Genomic DNA, 23,842 nt, shown 5'->3' on the forward strand with positions numbered 1-23,842 from the left:
TCCCCGTGACGGGAGGTCACGACAGCTCGACCTCCCCGTCGCCGGCCTTGCCGCCCTGCTTCCAGCCGTCCGCGTCGACGTCGTTGACCCAGGTCGCGCCGCTGTAGCCGACGCGCCGCAACTGGTACTTCTCCGCGTAGGCCACCGACCAGGACGCCACCAGCCAGCCCCGCTTCTTCGTCGTGATCGCCGTGTCGCCGAGCGCCCTGGCGAGCTGCTTGCGCGCCTCGGCCGTCCTGGCCTGCGGCGCGGGCGTCTTCTTGGCCGGCGGGTACCAGCAGTGGACGGCCTTGGGCACCCGGCCGGTGAAGGCGGCGGCCAGGAGCTTGGCGTCCTGCTCGTGCTGCGCGTACGCGTAGCCGCCCGCCGAGCGCTGCACCTCCTGGGCCGCCTCGGCCAGCGGCAGCTTGCGGTAGTTCTTGACCTTGACCAGCGCGGCGAAGAACTTGTTGCTGGCGTAGACGGGGTCCATGAGCTGCTTCTTGCGCCCCCAGCCCTGCGACTCGCGCTGCTGGAACACGCCCACCGAGTCGCGGTCGCCCCAGTTGAGGTTGCGCAGCTTCGACTCCTGCAGCGCGGTGCCGTACGCGATCACGACGGCCCGCTCGGGCAGGCGGCGGCGGGCCGCGACGGCGGCGATGGTGGCCGAGACCTGCGCCTGCTCCGGATCGAGGGTCAGAACGCCCTCGGGGGTGCGCACCATGCAGTACGCCTCCGGGAGGACCAGCGGCGTGGCCCGCCTGAGCAGGAGGTAGAGCCCCACGGAGACGCCGACGGCGAGGATCACGACGATGATCGCTATGGTCAGGACTCCACGGGAGAAGCGCAGGCGCACCCTGAAGAACCTACCTGGCCGGATAAGCTCCGTGGCCATGAGTCACGTGATGTCCCCGGTGGTGGACGAGCTGTGGGAACGACGCGCGGAGCTGTCCCCGGCCGACGTGGAGGCGCGCATCGAGGTGGTCGGCGCCGTCGACCTGCTGGACAAGGGCGAGGCGAGGGTCGCGCGCCTGGTGGGCGGCGAGGTGGTGGTCGACGAGCGGGCCAAGCGCGCCATCCTGCTCAGCTTCCGGCTGCTGGGCATGGCACGTTCCCAGGTGGGCGACTTCCAGCACCACGACAGGGTGCCGCTCAAGACGTCCTTCGAGGGTGTGCGGGTGGTGCCGGGAGCCATCGCGCGCTGGGGCTCGTACCTGGCGCCGGGGGTGGTGCTGATGCCGTCGTTCACGAACATCGGCGCGTACGTGGACTCGGGGACCATGGTCGACACGTGGGCCACGGTGGGCTCATGCGCCCAGATCGGCAAGAACGTGCACCTGTCGGGCGGAGTGGGCATCGGCGGCGTCCTGGAGCCGCCCGGCGCGGTGCCGGTCGTCGTGGAGGACGACGCGTTCATCGGCAGCCGCTCGATGATCGTCGAAGGCGCGCGGGTGGGCCGCGGCGCGGTGATCGGCGCGGGCACGATCCTGTCCGGCACGATCCCCGTGATCGACGTGCAGACGGGCGAGGAGCTGGCCCGGGGCAGGGTGCCCGACTGGTGCGTGGCGGTCGGCGGCACCCGGCAGAAGGAGTTCCCCGGCGGCACGTTCGGGCTGCCGTGCGTGCTGGTGATCAAGCGTCTGGAGCCCGAGCAGCGGCACGACAAGGCGGCACTCAACGAGGTGCTGCGCGAACATGGAGTGAACACCTGATGCTGGACCTGACACAGGACGTACGCGCGCTGACCGCCGCGATCGTGGACATCGAGTCGGTGAGCGGCGGCGAGAAAGCCCTGGCCGACGCGGTCGAGCAGGCGCTCACCGCGCTGCCGCACCTGACGGTCGACCGCTCCGGCGAGTCCGTCGTCGCCCGCACGAACCTGGGCCGGGCCGAGCGGGTGCTGATCGCGGGCCACCTCGACACGGTCCCGGTCGCGGCCAACCTGCCCAGCCGGGTGGAGGGCGACCTGCTCTACGGCTGCGGCACCTCCGACATGAAGGCGGGCGTGGCGGTCGCGCTGCGGCTGGCGGCCACCGTCCCGGCCCCCAACCGCGACGTGACGTACGTCTTCTACGACTGCGAGGAGATCGAGGCCGAGCGCAACGGCCTGACCAGGGTCGCCAGGGATCACCCCGAGTGGCTGGCGGCCGACTTCGCGGTGCTGATGGAGCCGACCGACGGCATGATCGAGGGCGGCTGCCAGGGCACCCTGCGCGCCGACGTCACCGTCACCGGCAAGCGCGCCCACAGCGCGCGGTCGTGGTTCGGCGTCAACGCCGTCCACGGCATCGAGCCGGTGCTGGCCAGGCTCAACGCCTACGAGGCGCGGCTGCCGACGGTCGACGGGCTGGAATACCACGAGGGGCTCAACGCGGTCGCGGTGCGCGGCGGCGTGGCGGGCAACGTCATCCCCGACGAGTGCGTGGTCACGGTCAACTACCGCTTCGCCCCCGACCTGACGATCGAGCAGGCCGAGCAGCACGTGCGCGAGGTGTTCGAGGGCTACCGGGTCAGCTTCCTCGACGCGGCGCCCGGGGCCAGGCCGGGCCTGACGCATCCCGTGGCCGCCGCCTTCACCGCCGCCGTCGGCGGCACGCCGCGCGCCAAACTGGGCTGGACGGACGTCTCCCGCTTCTCCGCGCTCGGCGTCCCGGCCGTGAACTACGGTCCCGGCGACCCCAACCTGGCGCACCAGCAGGGCGAGTACGTGTCGCTGCCGAAGATCGTCGAGAGCGAGCGGGCCCTGCTGAACTGGCTGACCAAATGAAAGTGGCTTTCCTCGCCGGCCATTTGGCGGGGAAAGCCACTTTCAGTCCCGAGCAGCACCCTCGGCAGTTAGACGCAGGGGGGTCGAAATTCGGTTCCCTGCTTTTCCCAAGTTTTTTTCGGCGCCTTCATCTGGCCTTCGACCTGGGCGTTCATCCTCGAAGTGCGCTCTTCGGGGGGCGCGGCCGGAGGCGAGAACGACGCCGCGGGCCGGTACGGAGAGGACTAGCGTGACCAGCATGGAACACAAGCAACGAGCCGAACGCCGTCAGGGGCAGGCGGTCGTGCGCGGGAGTCTCGTCCCCAGCTCCACCCACGACCAGCGGCTGCTCGACCGGCAGGGCCCGTCCGACTGGGTGCACATGGACCCGTGGCGGGTGCTGCGCATCCAGGCCGAGTTCGTGGAGGGGTTCGGCCAGCTCGCCGAGCTGCCCGCGGCGATCACGGTCTTCGGCTCGGCCCGCACCCCCGAGGGCACCCCCGAATACCAGATGGGCCGGCGGCTCGGCCGGGCGCTGGCCGAGTCCGGCTACGCGGTGATCACGGGCGGCGGGCCGGGCGTCATGGAGGCGGCCAACCGGGGCGCCTCCGAGGTCGAGGGCGCGGTCTCGGTCGGGCTCGGCATCGAGCTGCCGTTCGAGCAGAGCATGAACGACTACGTCGACCTCGGCATCGAGTTCCGCTACTTCTTCGTGCGCAAGACGATGTTCGTCAAGTACTCGCGCGGCTTCATCGCCCTGCCCGGCGGCTTCGGCACGCTCGACGAGCTCTTCGAGGCGCTGACGCTGGTCCAGACCCACAAGGTCACCTCGTTCCCGGTCGTGCTGATGGGCTCGGAGTTCTGGGGCGGCCTGCTCGACTGGATCAAGAGCACCCTGCTCGGCACCGGCAAGATCGCCGCCCAGGACCTCGACCTGATCTCCGTCACCGACGACCCCGACGAGGCCGTGCGGATCATCGCCGACTCCGACCGGGCCCGCTCCCGCCACCGGGAGGAGGAGCTGGAGGCCGCCGCCGCCCAGACCGCGGAGCCGCAATAGGCTGTCGGCCCGTGAACATCTGCGTCTTCTGCGCCTCCAGCCTCCGCATCGACAGGAAGTACGTCGACCTGGCCGCGGAGGTGGGCGCCGAGCTCGCCAGGCGTGGCCACACGCTGGTGAGCGGCGGCGCCACGGTCTCGTGCATGGGCGCGGTCACCTCCGCCGCCCGTGCCGCAGGCGGGGTCACGGTCGGCGTGATCCCGCAGGTGCTGGTGGACGTCGAGGTGGCCGACACCGACTCCGACGAGCTGATCGTCACCGCCGGGATGCGCGAGCGCAAGGGCGTCATGGACGCCCGCTCCGACGCCTTCCTCGTGCTGCCCGGCGGCATCGGCACCCTGGAGGAGCTGTTCGAGATCTGGACGGCGCGGGTGCTCGGCATCCACGACCGTCCCCTGGTCATCCTCGACCCCTGGGGCCTGTACGAGCCGCTGCGGCAGCTCGTCTCCGGCATGCACGCCGAGGGCTTCACCCGGGCCGACGTCTTCGACGCGATCTCCTGGACCACCACGGTCGAGGAGGCGTTCGCGCACCTCGAAGCGCGTCCCCAGCCGGTCCGTCCGAGCATCGCCGAGCTGGGGGAGGCCACCGGCTGACCAGCGTGCCCCGATTACCCACACTTGTGGTAGATCGCTGAACGCGCTCCACCATATGAGTACGATGCCAATGTGCTGGTCATACTCGCCATCGCCGCGATCGCCATCCTGGCCTGCGTGGTCCTGGTCTCCCTCGGCAGAGGCGGGGAGCTGACCGAGTTCCCGCCGGACGTCCCGCCGCTCGACCTGCCCGAGGCCGGACAGCTCACGGCGGTCGACTTCATGGCGCTCCAACTGCCGGTCAACCTGGTCGGCTACCACACGCAGAGCGTCGACGAGACCCTGCGCCGGGCCGCCCAGGCCATCAGCGCCCGCGACACCAGGATCGCCGTGCTGGAGCAGCGGGTGTCGGAGCTGCTGTCCAGTCGGCTGCACGCGCGCCAGGAGATCTACGCCGCGCCGGGGGCCGGGCTGCGCACCGACCACGAGCCGGAGGCGCCGACCATGCCCAGGGAGCTGCCGGAGTCCGGCGACCCGGTCACGTCGAGCGGCGCGTCGGTGGAGTGGGAGGGCGAGCCGGAGCTGCGCGACCCGTCCGAGGAGCCGGAGTGGCGCGTCCCGGAGAAGAAGGACGAGCCCGAGCACGACGAGCCCGAGAAGGACGAGTCCGAGAAGGACGAGTCCGAGCAGGACGACGACAAGTCCGTGCCCGCCACGCTGAGCAAGGACGAAGACAAGGACGAGCGCCCGTGACCGAGCTCATCCGCTGCACCTGGCCGGGCATGGCCGACCCGCTGTACATCACCTACCACGACGAGGAGTGGGGCCGCCCGGTCAAGGGCGACGACGAGGTCTTCGAGCGTGTGGCGCTGGAGGCGTTCCAGTCGGGCCTGTCGTGGCTGACGATCCTGCGCAAACGGGAGAACTTCCGCGCCGCCTTCGACGGCTTCTCCACCGTGAAGGTGGCCGCCTACACCGAGCACGACGTCGAACGGCTGCTCGGCGACCCCGGCATCGTCCGCAACCGGGCCAAGATCGAGGCCGTGATCGGCAACGCCAGGGCCGCGCTCGACCTGCCCGAGGGCCTGTCGGAGCTGGTGTGGCGCTTCGCCGACCCCGACTCGCCGGTGCCCCGGACGATGGCCGACGTGCCCGCGATCACCCCTGGCTCCAAGGCCCTGGCCAAGGAACTGCGCAGGCACGGGTTCAAGTTCGTCGGCCCGACCACCGCGTACGCGCTGATGCAGGCGATCGGGTTGGTCAACGACCACATCGAGGGCTGCCTGGCCCGCTGAGCAGCACCAGACCGTCCCATGACGCCCCGGCTGACCGGGCCGCCTGCCCGCGCGCCTCTCAGGGAGTCTCAGCGGCCCCTGAACACCGGCCGCTCCTTGGCCAGGAAGGCGCGGGTGGCGTCCTGGTGGTCCTGGGTGGCCACGCACGCGTCCTGGAGATCGGCCTCCAGCGCCAGGGAGTCGGCCAGCGCGTGCGTGGCGGAGTGGGCCAGCGCGCGCTTGGTGGCGGCGTAGGCCGCGGTCGGCCCGGCGGCCAGGCGTACGGCCAGCTCGTGGGCGGTCTTCGGCAGGTCGTCGGCGGGGACCACGCGGGTGACCAGGCCCAGGCCGAGCGCGGTGGCCGCGTCGATCGGCTCGCCGAGCAGCAGCAGCTCGGCCGCGCGGCCCCGGCCGACCAGGCGCTGCAACGTCCAGGACGCGCCGGAGTCGGGGGCCAGCCCGATGCCCGCGAACGCCAGCGCGAACTTGGCCTTGTCGGAGGCGATCCGCAGGTCGCAGGCGAAGGCCAGGGCCGCGCCCGCGCCTGCCGCGACGCCGTTGACCGCCGCCACGACCGGTTTGGGCATGGTCGCGATCAGCTCGACGATCGGGTTGTAGTGCTCGCGCACGGTGTCGGCCAGGCCGCGGCCGGCGGCCAGGTTGTCGGCGTGCTCGCGCAGGTCCTGGCCGGCGCAGAAGGCCCGGCCCGAGCCGGTGAGCAGCACCGCCCTGACCTCGGGGTCGGCCGCCGCCCTGCCCACCGCCTCCAGCAGCGCGGCCTTGGTCTCGGCCGTGAGCGAGTTCATCGACTCCGGCCGGTCGAGGGTGACGGTGGCGACGGCGTCGGCCATGTCGTAACGGATCACATGAGCTCCCTGTCGACGAACGCGGCGGCTGCGGGCAGCAGCCTGGTGGCCTCCTGCTCGAAGAACGTGCGGGCCTTCTCGCCCGGCCAGCCCGGAGGCAACAGCTCGGCCGGCAGCCCGGGGTCCTGGAACAGGAAGTTACGCCAACCGTGCACGAGTCTGCTCCTGGTGGCGAACACCCGGTCGGGAGGGGCGTCCCCGGGCAGCGCGCTGATCAGCGTGACAGCTTCGGCATGCCAGTGCTCGTACGCCTCGCCGATGGCCCGCAGATCCCAGGCCCGCGCCACCAGCTCGCGCGGGTCGCCCTCCAGCGCCGCGTCGAACCGGTCGGCCCGCACGCCCTCGCCCTCCAGCAGGTTGTCCAGCTCGATGGAGGAGCGCGGCCCGATCCACGTCGTCTCCGACAGGCAGGCGTAGCCGAGGAAGGTGAGGTCGGCCCTGATCCGCTCGCGGCGCTGGCGCTCCCTGACCGGCTCCAAGACGATCACGTGCCAGCGGCCGTGCCAGACGAGTGTCCCTGATCGGTAAATTCTCAGCGCTGCCTCGTCCAGGCGCCTGACACACTTCGGGGTGAGGCCGTACCCGGCTCCCTGAGGCAGCCGCAGAGGCCGCAGCCAGCCCTGCCGGACCATCCGCGAGACCGCCGTCCGGACGGCCGGAGCCGCTATTTCCAGGGGCTTCATGAGCCGTACGAGCGCGGCCACGGTCGCCTGTCCGCCGCGCGAGCGCAGGTGGTCTCCGTACAGGTCGAAGAGAGCGGCGCGAGCGTGCACGAAGTCCAGTTTGGACGCCATCGCCAGCCTCGACAACGCATTCTGGGAGGAGATCGTTACCCATGAGGGCTCTCGATGCGGGAGAATAGGACATCACAGAAGACGTGAATGCGCCGACCACCCCCTCGGGCGGTCGGAAATCGCGGGCCGCGGGAGCCCAAGGCAGGAAGGGATGCACGCATGGCGGCGATGAAGCCGCGGACCGGCGATGGTCCGCTCGAGGTCACCAAGGAAGGGCGCGGCATAGTCATGCGGGTCCCTCTCGAAGGTGGCGGCCGGCTCGTCGTGGAGATCTCCGCCGACGAGGCAAAGGCGCTCGGCGAGGCGTTGAAGAACGTCGTCGGCTGAGAGCTCCCGAGACAACCTGATCCTCCGACCCTGGCGTAAGTCCGGCGCCAGGGTCGCCGACGTTTGGAGGGTTCCGTGCCCATCGAGACCACCGCCGCCGCGGTCGCCGAGGTCCCTGAGGGTGCCGAGCTGCTGGCCGTGCCCTACGCCTCCGACCTGCGCCCCGCGGTCGAGCCCCACGCCGAGCTGCACCTGCCTGTCGCCGGCCTGCTGGCCCACTACGAGGCCAAGGGAGAGGCGGGCGAGATCGTCGAGGTGCCGGTGGCACGGGCCGGCGGGGTCGGGCGCGTCCTGCTCTACGGCGTGGGCGACGGCTCGCCACGGGCACTGCGCAGGGCGGGCGCCGCGCTGGCGCGCAAGGTCAAGGGCCGCGACACGCTGACCGTGGTGCCGCCCGAGGGCGACGTCGCGGCGTTCGCCGAAGCCGCGCTGCTGGCCGGGTACACCTTCAAGATCGGCAAAGAGGGCAGGAAGGGCGTGCGGGCGATCGAGCTCGCCGGCGCCGACGAGGAGCAGGTCCGGCGGGCCGGGGTCGTGGCGGAGGCCGTCGCGCTGGCCCGCGACCTGGCCAACATGCCCTCCTCGGTCAAGCATCCCGCCTGGCTCGCCGAGCGCGCCGCCGAGCAGGGCCTGCCGGTGCGGGTGTGGGACGAGGAGCAGCTCCAGGCCGAGGGGTTCGGCGGCATCCTGGCCGTCGGGCGCGGCTCGGTCCGGCCGCCCCGGCTCATCCAGCTCTCCTACGTCCCCGAGCAGCCAGCCGAGCGGCACGTCGTGCTGGTGGGCAAGGGCATCACGTTCGACTCGGGCGGCCTGTCGCTCAAGCCGACCGAGAACATGAAGACCCAGAAGACCGACATGGCGGGCGGCGCGGTGGTGATCGCCGTGCTCGCCGCGCTGGCCAGGCTGGGCGCCCCCGTACGCGTGACGGGCCTGATCGCCGCCGCCGAGAACATGCCGTCCGGCACCGCCCAGCGTCCCAGCGACGTCATCAGGCACTACGGCGGCCGCACGGTCGAGGTCCTGAACACCGACGCCGAGGGCCGGCTCGTGCTGGCCGACGCCCTGGCCTACGCCGACGCCGAGCTCGACCCCGACGCGGTCGTGGACATCGCCACCCTGACCGGGGCCATCTCGGTGGCCCTCGGCCGGAACGTCGGCGCCGTCTACGCCTCCGACGAAGACCTGGCCGCCCAGCTCGTGGCGGCCGGGCAGGCCAGCGACGACCGGCTCTGGCGCATGCCGCTGATCGACGACTACGCCCCGGCCCTCGACTCGTCGATCGCCGACCTGGCCAACGTCGAGAGCGGGTCCCGCTACGGCGCGGGTTCGATCACGGCGGCGCTGTTCCTGCGTGAGTTCGCGGGCAAGCGTCCGTGGGCGCACCTCGACATCGCCGGGGTCGGCCGCAGCACGGTCGACGAGGGCGTCCTGACCAAGGGCGCGACCGGGTTCGGCGTGCGCGTGTTGCTGGAGTGGCTGACCCGGGGCTACTGAGCGATCTTGACGGCGGCCAGCAGGCCGTCGCCCAGAGGCATCAGCACCGAGCGCAGCCGGTCGTCGCCCTGCACCAGCTTGCCGAGCTCGCGCAGCGAGACCGTGTCGGGGTCGCGCCGCGTGGGGTCGGCGACCCGGTCGTGCCACAGCGCGTTGTCGAAGGCCACCACGCCGCCCACGCGCAGCAGGCGGACCGCCTCGGCGAGGTAGTCGACGTACTCCTGCTTGGCGCCGTCGGCGAAGACCATGTCGTAGCCGCCGTCGGACAGCCGGGGCAGCACGTCGAGCGCCCGGCCCGAGATCAGCCGCACCCGCCCGCCGGAGAAGCCCGCCTCCGCGAACGCCTGCCGGGCCAGCCGCTGGTGCTCGGGCTCGACGTCGACGCTGGTCAGCGTGCCGTCGCCACGCATGCCGCGCAGCAGCCACAGCCCCGAGACGCCGCAGCCGGTGCCGATCTCGACGACCGACTTGGCGTTGACGACGGTGGCGAGGAAGCAGAGCGCGGCCCCGCCCCCGGGAAGGATGGGCACCGCACCCATCTCCAGCCCGCGCTGACGCGCCGCGTGCAGGAGCTCGTCCTCGTGATGGAACTGCTCCGCATAGGCCAGAGTGGCCTCCGCTGGACTGGTCATCGGCCTCCTCCCCCCGCTTTCGTGCGATTGGTCACCGATCGCAGCCTAGGGGAGTCACGCCGGGACGGGAACTCAGGACGGTCCGAAGGCGTTGCAGGTTTAAACGGGCTTTGCCGGTCCGGAAGGCAGGCAGTGCGCACGAAGGGACGAAACCAGGCACTATGACGGTAGCGGTGGTCCCAGAGAGAGGAGTGCTGGTGGACGAAAGCGACCACCAGGCGGATACTCCCGTGTCGTCTGATTGGACGCCTCCCACATGGGAGGAAGTGGTGCGGACTCACTCCGCACGTGTGTACCGGCTGGCGTACCGGCTTACCGGCAATGTCCACGATGCCGAGGACCTCACGCAGGAGGTCTTCGTCAGGGTCTTCAGGTCGCTGTCGAGCTACACCCCCGGCACGTTCGAGGGATGGCTGCACCGGATCACGACGAACCTGTTCCTCGACATGGCGCGGCGCAAGCAGCGCATCCGGTTCGAGGGGCTGGCCGACGACGCCGCCGAGCGGCTGCGCGGCCGTGAGCCGTCGCCGGCGCAGGCGTTCGACGACGCCCACCTGGAGCCCGATATCCAAGCCGCCCTCGACGCGCTCGCCCCCGAGTTCCGGGCCGCGATCGTGCTGTGTGACATCGAGGGTCTGTCCTACGAGGAGATCGCGGCCACGCTCGGCGTCAAGCTGGGGACGGTCCGAAGCCGTATTCACCGTGGCCGGGCGCAGTTGCGGGAGGCGCTCGACCATCGGGCCCCCCGTACTACCCAACTCCCCCCGACCGTGATCAGTGGGGAGGAAGTCTGATATGGCTCATCTTGGAGAGCGCGTTTCCGCGCTCGTGGACGGAGAGCTGAACCACACCGAGCGCGATCGCGCGCTCGCCCACCTGACCTTCTGTGCTGACTGCCGGCGCGAGGTCGAGTCGATGCGGGCGCTGAAGTCGCGCCTGCGGTCGCTCGACGGCCCGGCGATGCCGGCCGATCTGACCATGTCGCTGCTGCGCATGGCGGAGCCCGGTGGGCCGCTGCCGCCGAGGGAGCGCCCTTTCCCTACCCGTACGTTCGGGGGAGTGCCCATTCCTGGGCCCCACAGCATCGCGCCCCTGGACAACCGCCCGCGCAGGGACGCCACCGGTGGGGCCTCGGGCCCTGGTCGGGGCGGTAGGCGGCGCGGGGCCTACGTCGCGGTGGGCATGGTGTCCGCCGCCGTGGCGCTCGGCACGTTCTTCGCGGTCTCGGGCACGGGGAGCCACACCCCGTCGCCGCCGGTCGAGCTCTGGCGGGTCCAGCAGTCGCCGGCCACCAGCGCGCCGCCCACCGCCACGCCCTGAACCGGGGGCTCGCCTGGAATACTCGGGTGGCGTAGTCGACGATGCTTGGGGCATACGATCTGGGTTCGGGATTTGTCGCAAACAAAGCCTTTTATGACCCTCGTATGCCGCAAGAGCGAAGATTGCGGCGGCCGAGCAAGGAGTGGTGAGACGTAGATGACCGACGAGACGCGTTCGGGCGAAGGACGCACGACGTCGGACTTCCCCGAACCACAGGGGCGGCCGGAGTTCCTGCCCGCCGACGAGCCGGGCGAGCGGGCCGAGCAGGCCGAGCCGACCGAGCCGCGGTCGGACCCGCCCGCCTCGTTCGGCGCGTCCTGGGGCGACCCGTCGGGCCGCTCCGAGAGCGCGGGCGTGCCGCCGTACGAGCCGTCGGGTCGCTCCGAGGGTGTGCCGCCGTACCAGCCGTCGGGTCGCTCCGAGGGTGTGCCGCCCTATGAGGGGGGCACGCGGGTCTACGAGGGGCCGTCCTTCGAGAGTCCCGGCGGGCCGCGCGGGTTCGAGAGCCCCGGCGGCACGCGGGTCTACGAGAACCCGTCCTTCGGGCCGGCCGAAACCGGGCCGCGGCCGATGCAACCGCCACCCTTCATGGGCGCGTACGGCGGTCACCAGCCGCCGCCGCCTCGTCAGGCCCTGGGCATGGGCCCGGGATGGGCGCCGCCGCCGGCCGGGCCCGGCGCGGGCGCGCTGCCCAGGCGCGGGCTCAACCCCGGCGCGCTGATCGCGATCGCCGTGGCCATCGCCCTGGTCGCCTCCGTGCTCGGCAGCCTTGGAACGTACCTGCTGACCAGGTCGGGCAGCAGCGGCACCGACCCCTCCTACAGCCTCGGCCCCGCCCCGACGGGCGCGACCAACAGGGCGCCCGACTCGGTGGCCGGTGTGGCCGCGCGGGTGCTGCCGAGCGTCGTCTCGCTGGAGGTGGGCAACGGTGCCAACACCGAGGGCGCCTCCGGCTCCGGGTTCCTGATCAAGAACGGCTACGTGGTGACCAACAACCACGTGGTCGCCATGGCCGCCAAGGGCGGCGAGATCAAGATCATGTTCAATAACCGCAAGACCACCGCGGGCCGCATCGTCGGCCGCGACCCCGGCTCCGACCTGGCCGTGGTCAAGCCCGAGGAGACCTTTGGCACGCCGGAGATCACCCTCGGCAACTCCGACCAGGTCGTGGTGGGCGACCCGGTGATCGCCATCGGCTCGCCGCTCGGCCTCAGCGGCACGGTCACCACGGGCATCGTCAGCTCGCTCAACCGTCCGGTCATCGCCGGCGACGAGACGGGCGCCGCCACCGAGGAGCCCGCCTACATCAGCGCCATCCAGACCGACGCCGCCATCAACCCCGGCAACTCCGGCGGCCCGCTGGTGAACGGCCGGGGCGAGGTGGTCGGGGTGAACTCGGCCATCGCCACCCTCAGCCGTTCGGTGAACAGCCAGAGCGGCAGCATCGGCCTGGGCTTCGCGATCCCGGTGAACCAGACGCGGCGCGTGGCCGAGGAACTGATCACCACGGGCAAGGCCAAGCGTCCGAAGATCGGGATCGTGCTGGACAAGGACTACAAGGGCCAGGGCGTGCGCATCGCCTCCGAGCCCGCCGAGGGCCGCCAGCCGGTCGACGCCAACGGTCCCGCCGACAAGGCCGGGCTGAAGGCGGGCGACGTCATCCTGGAGGTCGACGGGCTGGCGTTGCAGGACGGCAACGAGCTGATCGCCCTGATCCGCAGCAAGGCGCCGGGCGCCAAGCTCACCGTCAAGTACCAGCGTGCCGGCCAGGAGCGCACCGCCACCCTCACCATCGTCGCCGACGACCTGCCGGCCCCCACCCCGTCCTGAGTGATATGACCCAGGGGGGACGGTCCGGCCACGGGCTGGAGCCCTTAGTCTGTGGAGAGGATTGTGGACTGCGGGTAGGAGCGTACGGTGTTCGGACTCGGGTGGATGGAGGTCGGAGCGCTGATCGTCATCGCGCTCCTGGTCTTCGGTCCTGACAAGTTGCCGCAGGCCGCCTCGCAGGCGGGCAAGACACTGCGCAACCTGCGGCGCATGGCCAACAACGCGCGCGACGACCTGAGGGCGGGTCTCGGGCCGGAGTTCCAGAACTTCGACCCCGCCGACCTCAACCCGAAGAACTTCGTCCGCAAGCACCTTCTCGACGACCTTGAGGACGACTGGAACGGCCGGTCCAAAGACCTGGAGCCGGCCGGTGTGGGGGCCTACGACGCGCCTGAGCCGCCGTCGGAGCTCGCCGTTGGCGAGTTGCCCCCCTACGACTCCGAGGCCACCTGACACACCCTGCAGACGCGGGACGGGCCCGTTCAGCTTTCGCTGAGCGGGCCCGCCGGCGTTCTGGGTCAGGAGCGGTTGGGCGAGAGGCCGAGCTGCATGCCCTTGATGCTGGAGGAGCGCTTGCTCAGACCGGCGGCGATCTTCCGCAGCTCCGCGGCGGCGGGCGAGTCGGGGTCGGTCAGCACCAGCGGCTTGCCCTCGTCGCCGCCCTCGCGCAGGCGCAGGTCGATCGGCACCTGGCCGAGCAGCGGGACGCGGGCGCCCAGCGTACGGGTCAGGGCGTCGGCGACGGTCTGGCCGCCGCCCTCGCCGAACACGGCCACCCGCTCGTCGCAGTGGGGGCAGGGCAGCCACGACATGTTCTCGATGACGCCGGCGATCTGCTGGTGGGTCTGGGCGGCGATCGAACCGGCCCGCTCGGCCACCTCGGCGGCGGCCTGCTGCGGCGTGGTCACCACCAGGATCTCCGCCGACGGCAGCCGCTGCGCCACCGAGATGGCGATGTCGCCGGTGCCCGGCGGCAGGTCGAGCAGCAGGACGTCGAGGTCGCCCCAGTAGACGTCGGCCAGAAACTGGTGGAGCGCCCGGTCGAGCATCGGCCCGCGCCACACGACCGGCGTGTTGCCCTCGGGCTTGAACATGCCGACCGAGATGACCTTGATGTCATGCGCCGACGGCGGCATGATCATGTCCTCGACCTTGGTGGGCCGCTCGGCGGCGCCCAGCATGCGAGGGATGCTGTGACCGTAGATGTCGGCGTCGACGATGCCGACCTTGAGGCCGCTGGAGGCCATCGCGGCGGCCAGGTTGACGGTGACCGACGACTTGCCCACGCCGCCCTTGCCGCTCGCGACGGCGAAGACGCGGGTCAGCGAGCCGGGCTGGTTGAAGGGGATCTCCTTCTCCGGCCCCCGGTCGCCCCTCAGCTTGGTCTGGAGGGTCTTGCGCTGCTCGGTGCTCATGACGTCGAGCTCGATCTGGACGTCCGTCACGCCGCCGACCTTGCCGACCGCCGTCTTCACGTCGCGGGTGATGGTGTCCTTCATCGGACAGCCTGACACGGTGAGGTAGACGCCCACCCGGACCGCGCCGTCGGGGGCGATCTCGATGTTCTTGACCATGTCGAGGTCCGTGATCGGGCGACGGATCTCGGGGTCGATGACGGTGGCGAGGGCGGCCGTCACCTGTTCCTGGGTTGGTGCCATCGAAGTCTCGGCACGAGGGAGTGCCGTCCCTCCTTAGTCGGTCTATGTGTGACAGGCGCTGGGAGCCAGCGGAAATGCCCCTCCATGGTATGAACCCGGGGAGCCGCTGAGTTAATCCGCGCTGTTTGGGTGGCTGTTAGATGTCTGTGCAACAACGTCTAAGGTTACTGCGTGACTCTTCTGCGCGACGAGGGGCTCACCGCCGAGGAACTGGCGGTCTGGCGGATGTTGCAGCGGGCCCAGGTGCGCATCGCCCGCCGCCTGGAGTCCGAGCTGCTCGTGGCCCACGGGCTGCCGCTGGCGTCGTACGAGGTGCTGGCGCAGCTGGCCGAGGCGCCGGGGCGGCGGCTGCGGATGAACGACCTGGCCGACCGCGTCCTGCTCACGCGCAGCGGGCTGACCAGGCTGATCGACCGGTTGCAGCGGCACGGGCTGGTCGGCCGGGAGGCGTGCTCCGACGACGCCCGCGGGCTGTTCGCGGTGCTGACCGAGCCGGGCGCCGCGCGGCTGGCCGAGGCCACGCCCACCTACCTGCGCGGGGTCAAGAGCCAGTTCCTCGACCTGCTGGGCGGGGGCGACGTCGGCGAGGTGCGGGCGCTGCTGGCCCGGCTCGACGTCACTGACGCTTGTTGAGCTCCTCCAGCAGCCGGCCGAGCTCGGCGCGCAGGTAGTCGCGGGTGGCGACCTCGTTCAGGGCCAGGCGCAGGCCGGCGATCTCGCGGGTGAGGTACTCGATCTCGGCCTGGTTGCGGTCGGCGGCCTCGCGGTCCTGCTCGTACTGGATGCGGTCGCGGTCGTCCTGGCGGTTCTGGGCGAGCAGGATGAGCGGCGCGGCGTAGCTGGCCTGGAGCGACAACATCAGCGTGAGGAAGATGAACGGGTACGGGTCCCACTTGAGCGCCGGAGGGGCGGCGACGTTCCAGATCACCCAGATCGCCACGAACACCGTCATGTAGACGATGAACCGGGCCGTGCCGAGGAAGCGGGCGATGCGCTCGGACAGGCGTCCGAACGCCTCGGGGTCGTAGTGCGGGCGCAGCGATCGGCGCAGCGCCCGCGGCTGGTCGAGCCGGTCAATGGTCACGGTGGTCCCCCTCGCGCCAGTCGTCGGGAAGCAGGTGGTCGAGGACGTCGTCGACGGTCACCGAGCCGACCAGCCTGCCCAGCTCGTCCACGACCGGGGCGGCGACCAGGTTGTAGTTGGCGAGGAAGGCGTGGACCTGGCGCAGGGTGAAGTCGGGCCTGATCGGGTCGAGCGAGGGGTCGAGCACGCGGCCGAGCAGCGTCGAGGGCGGCTCGCGCAGCAGCCGCTGGAAGTGCGAGACCCCCAGGTACGTGCCGGTCGGCGTCTCGGTGGGCGGCCTGGTCACGTAGACCTGGGCGGCGACGGCGGGCGGCAGGTCCTGCTGGCGGATGTGGGCCAGCGCCTCGGCCACCGTCGCGTTGGGCGGCAGGATGACCGGCTCGCTGGTCATCACGCCGCCCGCGGTGTCGTCGGCGTAGGTCAGCAGCCGCCGCACCGGGGCCGCCTCGCCGGGCTCCATGAGTGCCAGCAGCCTGGCCGCCTGGTCCTCGGGCAGGTCGTGCAGCAGGTCGGCGGCGTCGTCGGGGCTCATCTCCTCCAGGACGTCGGCGGCCCGCTCGGGTTCGAGGGTGCCGAGGATGCCGATCTGGTCGTCGGACGGCAGCTCCTCCAGCACGTCGGCCAGGCGGTCGTCGGCGAGCTCGCGGGCGATCTCGATGCGCCGCTTGCTGGGCAGCTCGTGCAGGGCGCTGGCCATGTCGGCGGCGCGCAGCGATTCGAACGCGGCGATCAGGCCGGCCGCGCCCTGGTCCTTCTGCAGGGTGTCGAAGCCGGACACCTCGTTCCAGTCGACCGTCCTGGGCTCGCGCCGGCGGCCCTTGAAGAGCGCGACCTTGGTGATCTCCCAGCGGGAGGGCAGGGGCTCCTCCATGGCGACGTCGTAGACGGTCATGGGCTCGTCGCCGACGCTCACGGACAGGTCGAGCATCTCGCCGATGACCAGGGTCTCGGTGGCGCGCTGCTCGAACCTGCGCATGTTCAGCCGTCCGGTGAAGACGACCGCGCCCGCCTCGATGCGGCGCACGCGAGTGATCGGCAGGAACACCCGGCGGCGCGGCTGCACCTCGACGACCATCCCGTGGACCTGGGGATTCCCGGTGAGGCGCAGGCCCACCACGACGTCGCGCACCCGGCCGATCTGATCGCCCGTGGGGTCGAAGACGGGGGTCCCCGCCAGCCGGGCCACGAAGATCTTCACGTGGGCCAGGCTAACAGTGAGACGCCGTTGCGCCCCGGTTGCCTGGCATGTCAGTATCAAACGCATTTAACGCTGATTACTGCACGTAGAGGTGAACCATGAGGCTGACGGGGCTCGCACTGGCATTCGTGTCGTCGTGTTGTTTCGCGTTCTCCGGGCCGATGGCCAAGTACCTCATCACCGCCGGGCTGGCGCCGGTCGAGGCCGTCTGGACGCGGATGGCGGGCGCCGGGCTGCTGCTGGTCGCGGTGCTCGTGGTGGTCAAGCCGCGGGCGCTGCGCATCCCGCGCGCCCGGCTGCCGTTCCTCGGGCTGTACATCGTGATGGCCGTGGCGGGCGTGCAGTCGCTCTACTTCGTCGCGATCACCCGGCTGCCGGTGGGGATCGCGCTGCTGCTGGAGTTCATGGCCCCGGTGATGGTGGTGGCCTGGGTCAGGCTCGTCCGCAAGGTCCGCCTGGCCAAGGCCGCGTACGTGGGCGCGGTGATCGCGTTCGCCGGCCTGGCGATCGTCGTCGAGGCGTGGCAGGGCATGCGGCTGGACGCGTTCGGCCTGCTCCTCGGGCTGCTGGCCGGGGCGTGCTGCGCCGGGTACTTCCTGATGGGCGACAGCATGGGCCCCGACATCGACCTGCTCGGCCTGGTCACCTGGGGCATGATCGGCTCGGCCGTCGTGCTGGTCCCGTTCGCGCAGCCCTGGAACATCCCCTGGGAGGCCTTCACCCTCTCCGTCGCCCCGCAGGGCGGCACGACGCTGCCGGTGCTGGGGGCGTACCTGTGGCTGGTGCTGGTGGCGACGGCGCTGGCGTACATCCTGAGCATGAACATGGTGAAGCGGCTGTCGGCGGCGGTGGGCGCGACGGTCGCCTCGCTGGAGGTCATCGGCGGCGCGGTGGTCGCGTGGGCGCTGGTCGGCGAGACGCTGGGGGTGTTCCAGATCGTCGGCGGGCTGATCGTGCTCAGTGGCGCGCTGCTGGCCCAGACGGCCACCGCGGGCGCCCAGCCCGACCCCGTCCCGGACCGGCCCGTCGAGGTCACCGCCCAGGTCTGAACCCGGCGTTCCCGGGTCAGCGTTCCGGGGTGAGGCGCAGGACGGTGGAGTCGCGGGCCCAGCGCTCGGGCAGGTGCTCGCTGTCGGGGGCGTTGAGCCGCTCCTTGGCCAGCACCGCCACGGCGTCGGCCGCCGCGGCCTGATCGACCACCGAGACCGCCGCGTCGAACTCCACCAGCCGCGCGCCGTTGTCCTTGCTGCGCAGCGTCACGCGCACCCGGTCCAGCGCGCCGAGCCCCGGCAGGTCCTGCTCGCCGCCGCCGGTCACGAGGTAGATGGCGCCGTCGTGCCAGGCGTGCCAGGCCAGGCGCGGGCGGTCGAGGGTGAGCCAGAGGATGCCGGACTTCTTGGCGCCCTCCTCAATGGCCGCGATGTCGTCGCTCACGCTCAGACTGTAACCCTCGCAGGCGTACGTGGCGGAAGTGCATGCGTTGACGGTCGGGACCGGCCCATCGTCAGCCCGCGACCTTGGGGTTTCGCGAGCCTGCTGGGCCGGACCCGAAACGTTCAGGCATTCACGGCTGGAACCGTCGGGCCGACACGCCCGTCATTCGGTGTCGATCTCGGCGTCGGCCGCGAACGCGGGCGGTGGCACGGCGCCGATGGAATCGATGAACGACCGTTCGCGACGGGCCAGCTCGGCCGCACGAAGGTCGATGAAGGCGTCGTCGTCGCCGGCCGACAGCCGTGCGTACGCCTCCTGCGACACGCCGAGGTCGCCGTGCTCGGACGATGACACATCGAGCATGCTCAGAAGATAGGCCCGTGCCGTGACACCGGAGTCGACCTCGAGGATCACACGGTTCGCCGGATTCGAGCCGTTGGCCAATCCGGTCTTGCCGGAGACCCTGCGAAATGCCGCCGTGTCGAGGCGACGGATCGTGTCCACAACTTGATAGGACTGCCCGTCCGTGGACTTCCGCAGAGGGAACTCCTTCAGCTCCCAGAGGAGATAGGCGCGCACTCGCGCACTGCGTAGGTCGAATCTCTCCGGAAACGGCCGGGCCCTTTGATCGGCGAAGTCGAACATGCCCTGCCCGCCCTCGAAGTCACGGAGCCTTTTTCGTCCGGTGGCGAACGCGCGCATGTCCTGGATGGACTGTCTGCTGGTCGTCGAGTTCACGCTCGCGAAGTGCCCCGCCCACGAGGTGATCCAGAACCACCTGATGAGCACCTCGATCTGTTCGTCGGACGGATCGGGGCGCAGATGGAAAAAGAGAGTGAGCAACATCAGCTGGTTGTTGTACGGAATCAGCCGAGCGAGCGGAACCCCGATGTCGCCGCGAAGAAATTCCACCGCCCGGGACAACGCCACGTCGGTGTCCTGGACCGCCTGCGAGACTTTTCCTTCCATGCGCCTCGCCAGGACATCCCAATGCGCGCCGGTCACCTCTTCCTCGCCGGCGACGGCCAGCAGCGCACGGAAGCCGATGGTCGAGTTGATCTCGCCGAAACCTTCGGCCGCGACGCCGTCGAGGATGGCTGCGATGCTGTTGGCCAGACTCTCCTCGCCTTGCCCCTTGTAGGTCAGAGCCGACACCATTTGGTCAGGGCTCATGGACTGGCCCTTGCTGTTGACCCGTGAGAAGACCTCGACTGCCTGAGCGAGGCTTCCACCCAGAAGCGTCACCACCGACACCTTGTACGACTTGATGCGCTGGGCGACCTGCTCGGCTTCCTCGATCAACTCGTCGAAATAGGCGCCGTCGCCGATGCTCTTGGCCAGGTCGCGAGCGTAGGCGAGAAAGTCAAGGGTTCTGAGCACCGAACGAACAGGGAGGTAGTTCGCCGGCGGCGGCCCCGGCTTCTTCCAATGCACGTACCGGTTGATCCGGCTGTCGCCCTGACCGAGCACCCGATAGACGTGCCAGATCCAGTCGCCCGAATCGCTCGAGTACGCCGTGTCATGCCTGTAAAGAGTCGCATACAGCGTGGACAGGCGCTGGTGGCCGTCGAGGATGTACGTGACGCTCCTGCCCGGTGACACATCAGGAATCATCAAGTCGCCGACTATGCTGAGGCTCTCCAGTTCCGCCGACGTTTCCCAGAGCAACATGCTGCCGATGGGATAGCCACGTTCGATGCTGTCGAACAGGTCGAGCATCTGGTCGGGCCGCCAGACGAAGGGGCGCTGGAATTTGGGAATGCGTAGTTCGCCCTTGCGGACGTGGTCGAGGAGGGTCTCCAGCAGATTGACGTCGGGGCGTACGCCGATCTCGTCGGTGGCCGCCGGGTACTCCGGGGGGCCGTCCAGTCCGTGTTCGTCTTGCCTGCCAACCATGTCTCGTTCCTAGATGATGTCCCGTACCAGTGCGAGCAGCGATTGCAGTTCCTCGCACACGTCGGGGCCGAGGGCGTCGAAATCAGACCTCTTGAGCTTGCCCGCCTTGGCCTCCTGCTCGAGGATCAGCGTAAGTCCTTCGCCGAAGCCGTGTCGCAGGCCCACCCGCACGCGGTCGGGCAGTGAGTGGAAGAGTTCCGCCTGAACCTCGGGCACGCGCGCACATTCCAGCCTCCGGTCCCAGAAGCCGTTCTTGAAGTCGAAGTATCCTCGCTGCTCGACGGACAGGGCCTTCAAACAGTCGATCTTGGCTGTGAGTTCCGGCTGGGAGGCGCGAACAGCGGCTAAGACTCCGTTGGGCAGGTAGTTCTCGGCCTCGCGGAAGCGCAGAATGTGCCCCGTCACCCCTAACTCGGCCAGCCTCGCCAGCGCGCCCTGATGCCTGGAAGGCTCTTCGGGCGTCAACCGGTCGCTGTCCAGCAGGAAAGCCACACGCTTGACGCGGCGAAAGGCTTCGCCTTCGGTCTTGACGACCTTGGGCACCTCGCCGCTGCCGCCCCCTTGGACGAACTCCAACCAGTTCTTCGTCCAAGCCTTGACGATCTCATCGGTGCCGAAGACGTAGGCGAGGGCCAGAATGAACGCCCTGTCACCCTCTTGGTTCTCCACGACGAACCGTGCCGGTCTACCGAGGTCCGAAACGTGATCGGAAAGACTCTCACCGCTGATGCGCACGGTTCGGGAGGGGCTGGCCGTACTGCCGGCCCAGGCCTGGCTGACCATGCCCTTCTCTGCCATGAGCGCGTATGCCTGGGCCTTCTTCGGCGCGTACTGCCGGAAATAGGCATTGACGTGGCCGAGCTGCTCCGGCGCGACCACCCAGTCATGGCGGCTCTCGATGAAATGCCGCATCAGCTCGATGATCAGCTCGAAGGCCTCGTCCGTGAACGCCTCGCTGGTCAGCTCAATCTTCATTGTTCCCGCGGGTGAATTGCGCCTCGGCCAGCTTCTTCGTCTCCTCGAAATCCTCGGAGAAGACTCCCGCAGGCCAATAGTCCAGATTGCCGAAGTCATCGATCTCAATGCGCCGCACCCTAGAGGACCCCGCCCCGTGGTGCACGAAGTACACCGCCACGTCGCGTGGCGATATCTGTCCTTCCGCGATGCGGCGACGCAGCCTGAGCAACATGGTCTCGCTGTGGGTCTCGATGAGAAGACCGCCCGTGCCCTGCCGGGCGCCCGCGATGAAAAGGTCCGCCAGGAGTGCGTGGAAGGCTGGGTGCAGGTGGAGTTCGGGCTCCTCGATCACATGAAGAGTCCGCCGCTGGCCTGCTTCCTTGTGGACCATCTCGTACGCCCGCTGTACGAGCAGCGGCAAGACCTGTGCGACCCCGGTGCCTGAGTCGAGAAGATTGACACTGAGATCCGGAGTGGCCAGGGAGCGGAGATTGATCGAGTAGAGGCGCCCCTGTGGCTCGATCTCCAGCCGCCAGCCCTCCAGGTTGTCCCCGATCAGACGATTGACCTGATCAAGGAGTACGCGGTCGCCGCGAACGTGGTCGTTCACCAGCATGCCGGCCGCGTGCTCACCCGCTGAGCCGACATCGTCGGCGTGTCGTGACGGCAGGCGCGTCAACCGGGAGGGACGCTGCCTGTAGGCGCTCAGATACCGGATGCCGTCGAAACACCGAGGAACGTCGTACCTGAGGTCGTTGAACCAGTGTCCTGAGGGACGGTTCGGGTCGGGGGCACTTGTCAGGACCGGGACGAGGCCACGCCATTCCACCGCCACCTCCACCGACGGCTCGTTGTCCAGGGTCATCACGTAGGACTGGCCAGGGTCGCTGGCGAGCCACTCCAACCGCAGGTGATGGCGTCCGTCGACGACGTCCAGTTCGCTGACGAACTGGATCTGCCGCTCCGCTATGTTCTGGATCTTCGCCTTCACCTCGACCGACCTCTTCGCCCGACCGGCCACGAACTCCAGACGTAGAGCGCGGTGCACGTTACGGCCATGGACCAGGTCCAGATAGTCGGGCGGATCGTCGCCGAGGGCGTCAAGGTCAAGAGGGAGAGACGAGGTGGTGTGAATTCCGGTCTGAAGCAGGAGTGGGAGACGTGTTATCGCGCTTTTGCCGGAATTGTTTTTGCCAAGTACCACCGTGATGGGAGCGAGGTCGATTTCCTGCCGCTCCTTGAAGCAACGATAGTTCTCGACCGCCATGCGCAGCAGGGCCATGGCGCAACCTTAGCCTGAACAGAGTTGCGGACGCGGCATTCTTCACGAGTCCGCCCTTCTGTGCTGACAGTGCGATCGGCGCCTTCCGTAGTCGACCCTTGGCATACTCGCTGCCTTTTCATGGTCTCCGGTGGACGCCGGGACGGGGAGAACCATATTCATGGGGATCGTCTCGCGCGGCTTCGCCGGAAAGCACTTCCGGCGGCCGCGGCCGGAGCTGGCCGGGCGGGTGCCGCCGGGGCAGTATCTGGCGGAGGGGTTCCCGGTGCTCACGGCGGGGGCGACGCAGCACATCCGGACCGAGCGGTGGTCGTTCACCGTCAGGGGCGGCGCGGGCGAGCCCACCTGGACGTGGACGGACCTGCTGTCGCTGCCCGCCGAGCAGTTCACCGTGGACATCCACTGCGTCACCCACTGGAGCAAGCTCGACACCACCTGGACGGGCGTGTCCCTCGACCGGCTGCTGACCGGGGCCGACCGGGCGGCGGGGTACGCGCTGGCCGTCAGCTACGGCGGCTACGCGACCAACCTGCCGGTCGAGGAGATCGTGGACGGCAAGGCGTGGCTGGTCTACGCCTACGAGGGCGCGCCGATCCCGCCCGAGCACGGCGGCCCGGTACGGATGCTGGTGCCCGCCCACTACCTGTGGAAGAGCGCCAAGTGGATCCACGAGCTGTGGCTCATGGACGAGGACCGCCCCGGCTTCTGGGAGCGGTCCGGCTATCACAACTTCGGGGACCCATGGCGGGAACAGCGGTACTACGACGACTGACCTGGCAGCCGGCCACGATCGCCGAGGTCGTCCCGGAGACCGACCAGACGCGTACGCTGCTGCTCGACGTGCCTGGCTGGCCGGGACACCGCGCCGGTCAGCACGTGGACGTGCGGCTGACGGCCGACGACGGCTACCAGGCGACCCGGGCGTACTCGCTGGCCGGCGCGCCCGGCGAGCGGCCCGCGCTCACCGTGGCCAGGGTGGCGGGCGGCGAGGTGTCGCCGTACCTGGTGGACGTGGCCGAGGCCGGTGACCAGGTGGAGGTGCGCGGCCCGATCGGCGGCTACTTCGTGTGGGAGCCGGCGCCGGACCGGCGGCCGCTGCTGCTGGTCGCGGGCGGGTCCGGCGTGGTGCCGCTGCGCTCGATGCTGCGTCACCGCGCCCGGCTGGGCGACGGCACCCCGGTACGGCTGATCTACTCCGTGCGCGACCCCGGCCAGGTGATCTACCGCGACGAGCTGGAGTCCGCCGACGGCGAGGTGAGCTTCGTCTACACCCGCTCGGCCCCGACGGACTGGCCCGAGCCCGTGGGCCGCGTGGACCGCTCGCAACTGGCCCGGCTGGCCTGGCCGCCCGCGCACGAGCCGCTGGCCTACGTCTGCGGCCCGACCGCGTTCGTCGAGCACGTCGCCGAGATCCTCACCACCCTGGGCTACCCGCCCACCGACGTCCGCACCGAGCGGTACGGCTAGGAGAGACA

The 23,842-nt window shown here is 70.1% G+C and carries 27 protein-coding genes; 16 read left to right on the top strand and 11 right to left on the bottom strand.

What is annotated here, in order from left to right:
* Nucleotides 1-16: 16 nt before the first annotated feature.
* Entirely contained in the window at nucleotides 17-874 is an 858-nt protein-coding gene (locus AB0J97_RS39280; protein ID WP_364098711.1) for a hypothetical protein, read from the bottom strand.
* Here AB0J97_RS39280 and AB0J97_RS39285 point away from each other — a divergent pair.
* The 6 genes from AB0J97_RS39285 to AB0J97_RS39310 all read left to right on the top strand — a co-directional run bounded on the left by AB0J97_RS39285 (nucleotide 873) and on the right by AB0J97_RS39310 (nucleotide 5,616).
* On the top strand, nucleotides 873-1,691 hold the full coding sequence (locus tag AB0J97_RS39285) for a 2,3,4,5-tetrahydropyridine-2,6-dicarboxylate N-succinyltransferase (protein ID WP_357704255.1): 819 nt from the start codon (nucleotides 873-875) through the stop codon (nucleotides 1,689-1,691). The genes AB0J97_RS39280 and AB0J97_RS39285 overlap by 2 nt on opposite strands.
* Nucleotides 1,691-2,746: a succinyl-diaminopimelate desuccinylase gene (gene dapE / locus AB0J97_RS39290; protein ID WP_364098714.1), complete on the top strand. Its 1,056-nt coding sequence runs from the start codon at nucleotides 1,691-1,693 to the stop codon at nucleotides 2,744-2,746. Before AB0J97_RS39285 ends, dapE begins: the two co-directional genes overlap by 1 nt.
* Before the next feature lie 238 nt (nucleotides 2,747-2,984).
* Nucleotides 2,985-3,785: a TIGR00730 family Rossman fold protein gene (locus AB0J97_RS39295; protein ID WP_364098717.1), complete on the top strand. Its 801-nt coding sequence runs from the start codon at nucleotides 2,985-2,987 to the stop codon at nucleotides 3,783-3,785.
* A gap of 11 nt (nucleotides 3,786-3,796) precedes the next feature.
* Entirely contained in the window at nucleotides 3,797-4,381 is a 585-nt protein-coding gene (locus tag AB0J97_RS39300) for a TIGR00730 family Rossman fold protein (protein WP_364098720.1), read from the top strand.
* Between the two features lie 72 nt (nucleotides 4,382-4,453).
* Entirely contained in the window at nucleotides 4,454-5,074 is a 621-nt protein-coding gene (locus tag AB0J97_RS39305; RefSeq protein ID WP_364098723.1) for a hypothetical protein, read from the top strand.
* Nucleotides 5,071-5,616: a DNA-3-methyladenine glycosylase I gene (locus AB0J97_RS39310; protein WP_357704264.1), complete on the top strand. Its 546-nt coding sequence runs from the start codon at nucleotides 5,071-5,073 to the stop codon at nucleotides 5,614-5,616. Before AB0J97_RS39305 ends, AB0J97_RS39310 begins: the two co-directional genes overlap by 4 nt.
* A gap of 68 nt (nucleotides 5,617-5,684) precedes the next feature.
* Here the strand turns inward: AB0J97_RS39310 and AB0J97_RS39315 are convergent, their stop codons facing one another.
* Complete coding sequence (locus AB0J97_RS39315) at nucleotides 5,685-6,446, bottom strand: enoyl-CoA hydratase-related protein (RefSeq protein ID WP_364098796.1); 762 nt, start codon at nucleotides 6,444-6,446, stop codon at nucleotides 5,685-5,687.
* Nucleotides 6,447-6,457: 11 nt separating this feature from the next.
* Nucleotides 6,458-7,255 carry a PaaX family transcriptional regulator C-terminal domain-containing protein gene (locus AB0J97_RS39320; RefSeq protein WP_364098726.1) on the bottom strand — a complete coding sequence of 266 codons (798 nt, stop codon included), beginning with the start codon at nucleotides 7,253-7,255 and terminating at the stop codon, nucleotides 6,458-6,460.
* A 159-nt stretch (nucleotides 7,256-7,414) separates the two neighbouring features.
* On the opposite strand from AB0J97_RS39320, the gene AB0J97_RS39325 reads away from it, so the two are divergent.
* Together AB0J97_RS39325 and AB0J97_RS39330 are read left to right on the top strand one after the other, a co-directional pair.
* Nucleotides 7,415-7,582, top strand: coding sequence for a DUF3117 domain-containing protein (locus tag AB0J97_RS39325; protein WP_020545024.1), 168 nt, complete (start codon nucleotides 7,415-7,417; stop codon nucleotides 7,580-7,582).
* A gap of 75 nt (nucleotides 7,583-7,657) precedes the next feature.
* Nucleotides 7,658-9,076: a leucyl aminopeptidase gene (locus AB0J97_RS39330; protein WP_357704268.1), complete on the top strand. Its 1,419-nt coding sequence runs from the start codon at nucleotides 7,658-7,660 to the stop codon at nucleotides 9,074-9,076.
* On the opposite strand, the gene AB0J97_RS39335 is transcribed toward AB0J97_RS39330, so the two are convergent.
* On the bottom strand, nucleotides 9,070-9,708 hold the full coding sequence (locus AB0J97_RS39335) for an O-methyltransferase (RefSeq protein WP_357704270.1): 639 nt from the start codon (nucleotides 9,706-9,708) through the stop codon (nucleotides 9,070-9,072). The genes AB0J97_RS39330 and AB0J97_RS39335 overlap by 7 nt on opposite strands.
* A gap of 161 nt (nucleotides 9,709-9,869) precedes the next feature.
* On the opposite strand from AB0J97_RS39335, the gene sigE reads away from it, so the two are divergent.
* The 4 genes from sigE to AB0J97_RS39355 all read left to right on the top strand — a co-directional run bounded on the left by sigE (nucleotide 9,870) and on the right by AB0J97_RS39355 (nucleotide 13,311).
* On the top strand, nucleotides 9,870-10,502 hold the full coding sequence (gene sigE / locus AB0J97_RS39340) for an RNA polymerase sigma factor SigE (RefSeq protein WP_352325382.1): 633 nt from the start codon (nucleotides 9,870-9,872) through the stop codon (nucleotides 10,500-10,502).
* 1 nt (nucleotide 10,503) lies between these two features.
* The gene (locus AB0J97_RS39345; RefSeq protein WP_364098731.1) at nucleotides 10,504-11,028 is read left to right on the top strand and encodes an anti-sigma factor; all 525 of its coding nucleotides are present in this window, start codon (nucleotides 10,504-10,506) and stop codon (nucleotides 11,026-11,028) included.
* A gap of 156 nt (nucleotides 11,029-11,184) precedes the next feature.
* Nucleotides 11,185-12,858 carry a trypsin-like peptidase domain-containing protein gene (locus AB0J97_RS39350; protein WP_364098734.1) on the top strand — a complete coding sequence of 558 codons (1,674 nt, stop codon included), beginning with the start codon at nucleotides 11,185-11,187 and terminating at the stop codon, nucleotides 12,856-12,858.
* Nucleotides 12,859-12,945: 87 nt separating this feature from the next.
* Nucleotides 12,946-13,311, top strand: a complete 366-nt coding sequence (locus AB0J97_RS39355; protein ID WP_357704278.1) for a sec-independent translocase — start codon at nucleotides 12,946-12,948, stop codon at nucleotides 13,309-13,311.
* 65 nt (nucleotides 13,312-13,376) lie between these two features.
* Here AB0J97_RS39355 and AB0J97_RS39360 read toward each other — a convergent pair whose 3' ends face one another.
* The gene (locus AB0J97_RS39360) at nucleotides 13,377-14,516 is read right to left on the bottom strand and encodes an Mrp/NBP35 family ATP-binding protein (RefSeq protein ID WP_357704280.1); all 1,140 of its coding nucleotides are present in this window, start codon (nucleotides 14,514-14,516) and stop codon (nucleotides 13,377-13,379) included.
* A 171-nt stretch (nucleotides 14,517-14,687) separates the two neighbouring features.
* Between AB0J97_RS39360 and AB0J97_RS39365 the strand changes: the two genes are divergently transcribed.
* Nucleotides 14,688-15,149, top strand: a complete 462-nt coding sequence (locus AB0J97_RS39365) for a MarR family transcriptional regulator (protein ID WP_364098739.1) — start codon at nucleotides 14,688-14,690, stop codon at nucleotides 15,147-15,149.
* On the opposite strand, the gene AB0J97_RS39370 is transcribed toward AB0J97_RS39365, so the two are convergent.
* Both AB0J97_RS39370 and AB0J97_RS39375 read right to left on the bottom strand, forming a co-directional pair.
* The gene (locus AB0J97_RS39370) at nucleotides 15,133-15,600 is read right to left on the bottom strand and encodes a DUF1003 domain-containing protein (RefSeq protein ID WP_364098742.1); all 468 of its coding nucleotides are present in this window, start codon (nucleotides 15,598-15,600) and stop codon (nucleotides 15,133-15,135) included. The genes AB0J97_RS39365 and AB0J97_RS39370 overlap by 17 nt on opposite strands.
* Nucleotides 15,590-16,792 carry a CBS domain-containing protein gene (locus AB0J97_RS39375; RefSeq protein WP_364098799.1) on the bottom strand — a complete coding sequence of 401 codons (1,203 nt, stop codon included), beginning with the start codon at nucleotides 16,790-16,792 and terminating at the stop codon, nucleotides 15,590-15,592. Before AB0J97_RS39375 ends, AB0J97_RS39370 begins: the two co-directional genes overlap by 11 nt.
* A gap of 167 nt (nucleotides 16,793-16,959) precedes the next feature.
* On the opposite strand from AB0J97_RS39375, the gene AB0J97_RS39380 reads away from it, so the two are divergent.
* Entirely contained in the window at nucleotides 16,960-17,847 is an 888-nt protein-coding gene (locus tag AB0J97_RS39380; RefSeq protein ID WP_364098745.1) for an EamA family transporter, read from the top strand.
* A 16-nt stretch (nucleotides 17,848-17,863) separates the two neighbouring features.
* Here AB0J97_RS39380 and AB0J97_RS39385 read toward each other — a convergent pair whose 3' ends face one another.
* The 4 genes from AB0J97_RS39385 to AB0J97_RS39400 form a co-directional block, all read right to left on the bottom strand.
* Nucleotides 17,864-18,232, bottom strand: coding sequence for a hypothetical protein (locus tag AB0J97_RS39385; protein ID WP_357704288.1), 369 nt, complete (start codon nucleotides 18,230-18,232; stop codon nucleotides 17,864-17,866).
* A 162-nt stretch (nucleotides 18,233-18,394) separates the two neighbouring features.
* Nucleotides 18,395-20,128: a DUF262 domain-containing protein gene (locus tag AB0J97_RS39390; RefSeq protein WP_364098748.1), complete on the bottom strand. Its 1,734-nt coding sequence runs from the start codon at nucleotides 20,126-20,128 to the stop codon at nucleotides 18,395-18,397.
* Between the two features lie 9 nt (nucleotides 20,129-20,137).
* Nucleotides 20,138-21,103 carry a hypothetical protein gene (locus AB0J97_RS39395; protein ID WP_364098751.1) on the bottom strand — a complete coding sequence of 322 codons (966 nt, stop codon included), beginning with the start codon at nucleotides 21,101-21,103 and terminating at the stop codon, nucleotides 20,138-20,140.
* Entirely contained in the window at nucleotides 21,093-22,367 is a 1,275-nt protein-coding gene (locus tag AB0J97_RS39400) for a DUF3696 domain-containing protein (protein WP_364098754.1), read from the bottom strand. The genes AB0J97_RS39395 and AB0J97_RS39400 overlap by 11 nt, the downstream gene beginning before the upstream one ends.
* Before the next feature lie 160 nt (nucleotides 22,368-22,527).
* On the opposite strand from AB0J97_RS39400, the gene AB0J97_RS39405 reads away from it, so the two are divergent.
* Together AB0J97_RS39405 and AB0J97_RS39410 are read left to right on the top strand one after the other, a co-directional pair.
* Nucleotides 22,528-23,139: a molybdopterin-dependent oxidoreductase gene (locus tag AB0J97_RS39405; RefSeq protein ID WP_357704296.1), complete on the top strand. Its 612-nt coding sequence runs from the start codon at nucleotides 22,528-22,530 to the stop codon at nucleotides 23,137-23,139.
* Complete coding sequence (locus AB0J97_RS39410; RefSeq protein ID WP_364098757.1) at nucleotides 23,109-23,834, top strand: ferredoxin reductase; 726 nt, start codon at nucleotides 23,109-23,111, stop codon at nucleotides 23,832-23,834. Before AB0J97_RS39405 ends, AB0J97_RS39410 begins: the two co-directional genes overlap by 31 nt.
* Nucleotides 23,835-23,842 lie beyond the last annotated feature (8 nt).

This window comes from Nonomuraea sp. NPDC049607 (assembly GCF_040675375.1).
In the GTDB taxonomy this organism is placed as follows: domain Bacteria; phylum Actinomycetota; class Actinomycetes; order Streptosporangiales; family Streptosporangiaceae; genus Nonomuraea.